The organism is Brasilonema angustatum (genome assembly GCF_059505445.1).
The window spans coordinates 47,905-53,406 of record NZ_JCACKO010000032.1 but is presented as its reverse complement, the minus strand read 5'-3'; the positions used below and the strand labels follow the sequence as shown (position 1 = coordinate 53,406).

Here is a 5,502-nt window from a genome sequence, read left to right as displayed (position 1 = left end):
AAGAATTAGAGACTAATCATTTGTATCAAGGATTTCGTGAAATGGTATTACACCCTTACCCCCTTATACCGTTTCACTTTAAGGTTGATACAAATAGGCAGCAGAGGAGCAGAGGAGCAGAGGAGCAGGGGAGCAGGGGAGAAAGAATTAGAGACTAATCATTTGTATCAAGAATTTCGTGAAATGGTATTACACCCCTTTTTCTTTACGCAACCATCAATTCAGATTCACTCTCCGATGGCGCACCATCTTGCACCAAGGAAGATCTATTATCATTGCCTTGCAACATATTACCTGCAAATGCTACCAAGGCGTTGACCTTACGAGTACGCCACTCATCCACGAGTTGCTGCACTTGGATTGCAGACATCCGCCGTGTCATGGCTTCATAAAGATATGCTGCATGACCTGTTTCATCCTTAGCAATGCTCAACATCCCTAGTTTGAGGTTACGAGCAATTGGATCATCTTCAGGTAACACGTTCGCCATGCGAGTAAAGTCTTTGCTAGCATCCAACTCTAAGATGTAGGTGCTAGCCATGAACACATCCCAATCAACGATCTCAGGTTTAAGCTGCTCTTGAGAGTAACCTTCATAGTATGCAGCAAAAAAGGGGCTGCGCCGTTGTTGAGTTTTCTTTTCCTCTGTATTCTGAGGCAAACTTTTGAAATCTATAACTTTTTTGTTAAGTTGTTTTAAGGCATGGGCAAAAATTTGACCGTGCCTATTTTCATCGGATGCGTGTTTTGCCAGCTTTTCGGCAAGCCATGTGTCGCCTTCTGCTGCTGCGCGATCGCCCAGCTTTGTCAGATATGGAACTGAACCAGACTCTGCTAACTGAAAGCCTGCAAGCACATTAGGGCGGGTTTTCAGATCACGGATTTGCAAAGCATAATAATAAGCGATCGCACCAGAACCAACTAAGTGCATGACATAAGTCGAGAAGTTCATGAGTAAGTCGCGCGGATTGTGAGGAAGTTACATTACTTATGCTAATCCTCATTTTTGATTTTGTGAGCAAAACTAGGGGTGTAAGGGTATAGGGGTGTAAGGGTGGGGAGAAGAAGTAGGGGTGTAGGGGTGTAAGTGAATGGTTTATTCGTTAGTTGCGACAACTTTGGAATCAGATTGGGTAACTGAGATCTTAAACCTCACCGATAGTATGCCTTGAACTCAAGTTCAAGGCTAATAACCCAAGTCCGTTAAAACGGAACGGCACATGCTTCAAGTCGGGAAACCCGCCCAACGCAGTGCCTCCTCAAAAACTTACCCAGTCCGTTTTAACGGACTTGAACTTTGAGCCAAGAAATTTATTTCTTGGCGGACGAAAGCAATTTTTGTAGGGTGGGCACTGTTTATCGTTCGCGCGAAACTCCTATTTTTACGTTGTGGGCAGTGCCCACCTTACAGTTATTGAGAATGGTGCAAGATCTCAGTTTTAACGGACTTGAACTTTGAGCCAAGAAATTTATTTCTTGGCGGACGAAAGTTATGGTGCAAGATCTCAGGTAAGAGTGTTTTACTTTCTTCCCCTTATACCCCTACACCCTTATACCCTTACACCCCTACACCCCTAATTTCGATCACAAAAACTGCATAAGTCCTCAAACCTCAGAAATAGAAGTATAAAAGTGAGGACAAACACCCATGAGCAACTCTAAAATCATCTTCCACTCCAAAAAGACAACTTCTCTAAACTTTGTTGCAGAAAACGAAACCAGGTTGATTTAATGTCCACGCTGGCTTTAAACTAATCTCCATGACAATTTACGTATATTTTCTGATAAAAATTTAATATTTTGTATCTACCTGCCGTATTTATACGGTACTAATTTTCCTGTGCATAACTATTAATATCAACTTGAAGATGAAAGCTAAAACCACAAAAAGCGATTTTTTCAAATATCTAAGACCAAAAATTAAGCTTTACAGCTTAATCTGCTTGCTAAGTGTCGTTTTCTTATCCGAATCAGTCAGAGCAAAAACCACATTAAAAGAGTCGCAAATCGCACAACAACCAGTCACAACACAGCAAGATCCAACCCGCGCCGCAGCCAAAAAAGTTTTTCATGAGGGGATAGCACTTTACAAACAAAGGACAGCAGTATCTTTGCGACAGGCAATAGAAAAATGGCAAGAAGCGCTGGTATTGTGGCAGAAGGCAGGGGATAAAAAATGGGAAGCTACTACCCTGCTTGGTATTGGCACAGTCTACTCCGATTTAGGAGACAACCAGAGTGCCCTCAAATACTACAACTCTGCTCTGCCTTTGATCAAACAAGTGGGCAACAAAGCTCTTGAAGCTACTACCCTCACCAATATTGGCAAAGTCTACTCCGATTTAGGAGACAACCAGAGTGCCCTCAAATACTACAACTCTGCTCTGCCTTTGATCAAACAAGTGGGCAACAAAGCTCTTGAAGCTACTACCCTCACCAATATTGGCAAAGTCTACTCCGATTTAGGAGACAACCAGAGTGCCCTCAAATACTACAACTCTGCTCTGCCTTTAAGTCAACAAGTGGACGACAAAGTACAGCAAGCTGTTACCCTCAACAATATTGGCTCAGTCTACTCCGATTTAGGAGACAACCAGAGTGCCCTCAAATACTACAACTCTGCTCTGCCTTTGAGTAAACAAGTCGGCGACAAAGCAAAAGAAGCAACAATCCTCAACAATATTGGCGGTGTGTACTCCGATTTAGGAGATAAACAAAGTGCCCTCAAATACTACAACGATTCTCTGGCTTTGAGAAAACAAGTCGGCGACAAAGCAGGAGAAGCAACAACCCTCAACAATATTGGCGGTGTGTACTCCGATTTAGGAGATAAACAAAGTGCCCTCAAATACTACAACGATTCTCTGGCTTTGAGAAAACAAGTCGGCGACAAAGCAGGAGAAGCAAGAACCCTCACCAATATTGGCAAAGTCTACTCGGATTTAGGAGATAACCAGAGTGCCCTCAAATACCTCAACTCTGCTCTGCCTTTGATCAAACAAGTGGGCAACAAAGCTCTTGAAGCTACTACCCTCACCAATATTGGCAAAGTCTACTCCGATTTAGGAGACAACCAGAGTGCCCTCAAATACTACAACTCTGCTCTGCCTTTGAGAAAACAAGTCGGCGACAAAGCAGGACAAGCAAGAACTCTCAACAATATTGGCTTAGTCTACTCCGATTTAGGAGATAAACAAAGTGCCCTCAAATACCTCAACTCTGCTCTGCCTTTAATGAAAGAGGTGGGCGACAAAGCAGGAGAAGCTACTACCCTCAACAATATTGGCAAAGTCTACTCCGATTTAGGAGACAACCAGAGTGCCCTCAAATACTACAACTCTGCTCTGCCTTTGAGAAAACAAGTCGGCGACAAAGCAGGAGAAGCTACAACCCTTTACAACCTCGCGTACCTCGAACGCGATCGCAGCAACCTACAAGCAGCCCGCACTAACATAGAAGCCGCAATCAAAATTATCGAAGAATTACGCACCAAAATCGACAGACAAGAACTCCGCACTTCCTACTTTGCTACTCAACAGGACGTTTACAAATTCTACATCGACCTGCTGATGCAACTGCACAAAAAAGATCCATCCCAAGGATACGCCGCATTAGGCCTACACATCAGCGAACGCTCCCGCGCCAGAAGTTTGATAGAACTATTAACCGAAGCAAATGCCAAAATTCTCAAAGGCGCAAACCCAGAACTCGTACAACAAGAACGTAACTTACTACAGCAAATTGATGCAACACAGACACTGCGGCAAAATTTAGCTTCTTCACCAAATAAAAACGACTTCATCACCAAAGCAGCTATTAAAAGACACACCACAGAAATTGAAGATCTTCTCAGACAACACCAGGAAGTGCAAGCCAAAATCCGTACCACTAGCCCAGAATATGCAAAACTGACAAACCCAAACCCCGAAAAGGACATTCTCAAATTACCGCAAATCCAACAACAACTTGATAAAGACACTCTGCTATTGCAATATTCCTTGGGAGAAGAACACAGTTATTTGTGGGCAGTCACTCCCACCTCTATGCAAGTTTACACACTCCCCGGACAAAAGGAAATAGAAAAAGTCGCATCGAGGTTCCGTGAAGATTCGCAGCAAGTAACAGCTACTGACTTAGCGATTAACAGCGCAAAACAACTCACTCAACTTATTCTTGCACCTGTTGCCGATAAATTAACAGGAAAGCGTTTGGTGATTGTTGCTGATGGTGGGCTGCAAACCATTCCCTTTGGGGCATTAGCTGATATCACTTCAAGTAAATACCAACCACTGATGATAAACCATGAAATTATCAATTTACCCTCAGCCTCTACCATTGCCATCCAACGCCAAAAACTTGCCAACCGCCAAAGCGCACCCAAAGCCATAGCCATTCTCGCCGATCCGGTATACAGTGCAACAGACTGCCGATTCACCTCATCAGAAGATTGCCGAGAAACTGACAAACCCCAACCTCCTGGTCCTAACCTTGACATTCCTCAATCAGAACGTTCTGCCCTCGACCGTTCCGCCAGAAGCCTGAAACGCGATGGTTTGGACAGGCTAGCCAACACAGCAGAAGAAGCAAAAGGAATTTTAAAACTGATACCAGCAGCAACTAGCCTGGAAGCATTGAACTTTGATGCTAATTACGACTGGGCAACAAGCAAAACCCTCAATCAATTCCGTATCCTGCATTTTGCCACTCACGGGTTTGTCAATCCAGAACAACCAGAGTTATCCGGGATTGTACTGTCATTATTTGATAAAAAAGGCAAGCCAATCAGAGGATACTTGCGGTTGGAAGATTTGTTTAACCAAGACTACCCAGCAGAGTTAATCGTCTTGAGTGCCTGCGAAACCGGACTTGGTAAAAATGTCAACGGTGAAGGTTTAGTGGGGTTGACACGCGGGTTAATGTATGCGGGTGCAGCGCGGGTTATGCTATCGCTGTGGGAGGTTAACGATGAAGGCACATCAATACTAATGCAGGAATTTTACACAGTTTTGTTGCAGCAAAAGAAAACTCCATCAGAGGCGTTACGTGCAGCACAACGCAAGTTATGGGAAAACCCAAAATGGCGTAGCCCCTATTACTGGGCGGGTTTCACTGTTCAGGGAGAGTGGCGTTAGAAACCTCACCCTCGCTTTTAGCTACGCTAAAATCTTTCCCTCTCCTTCAAGGAGAGGGAGAAAGACTCTCTAAACCCTCTCCTTTATAAGGAGAGGGTGCCGAAGGCGGGTGAGGTTTCTCCGCCAGGGAACAGAGGATATACAAAAACTACCAACACAACAATACCCCAGCTCTATGGTTAGAAACGACACCGAGATACCTCACCCCAGCCCTCTGCTTATAAAGGAGAGGGAGAAAGAAAAAGCTCTCTAAACCCTCTCCTTGAAGGAGAGGGTGCCGAAGGCGGGTGAGGTTTCTTCGCCTGGGAAACAGACGATATACAAAAACTACCAACACAACAATACCCCAGCTCTATGGTTAGAAACGACA

2 protein-coding genes are annotated in these 5,502 nt (G+C 44.3%); one reads left to right on the top strand and one right to left on the bottom strand.

The window, feature by feature from the left end; genetic code table 11:
* Window positions 1-205 precede the first annotated feature (205 nt).
* Complete coding sequence (locus AC5JM2_RS08195; protein ID WP_495834400.1) at window positions 206-952, bottom strand: ferritin family protein; 747 nt, start codon at window positions 950-952, stop codon at window positions 206-208.
* Between the two features lie 916 nt (window positions 953-1,868).
* Between AC5JM2_RS08195 and AC5JM2_RS08190 the strand changes: the two genes are divergently transcribed.
* Window positions 1,869-5,132: a CHAT domain-containing protein gene (locus AC5JM2_RS08190; RefSeq protein WP_495834399.1), complete on the top strand. Its 3,264-nt coding sequence runs from the start codon at window positions 1,869-1,871 to the stop codon at window positions 5,130-5,132.
* Window positions 5,133-5,502: the final 370 nt, after the last annotated feature.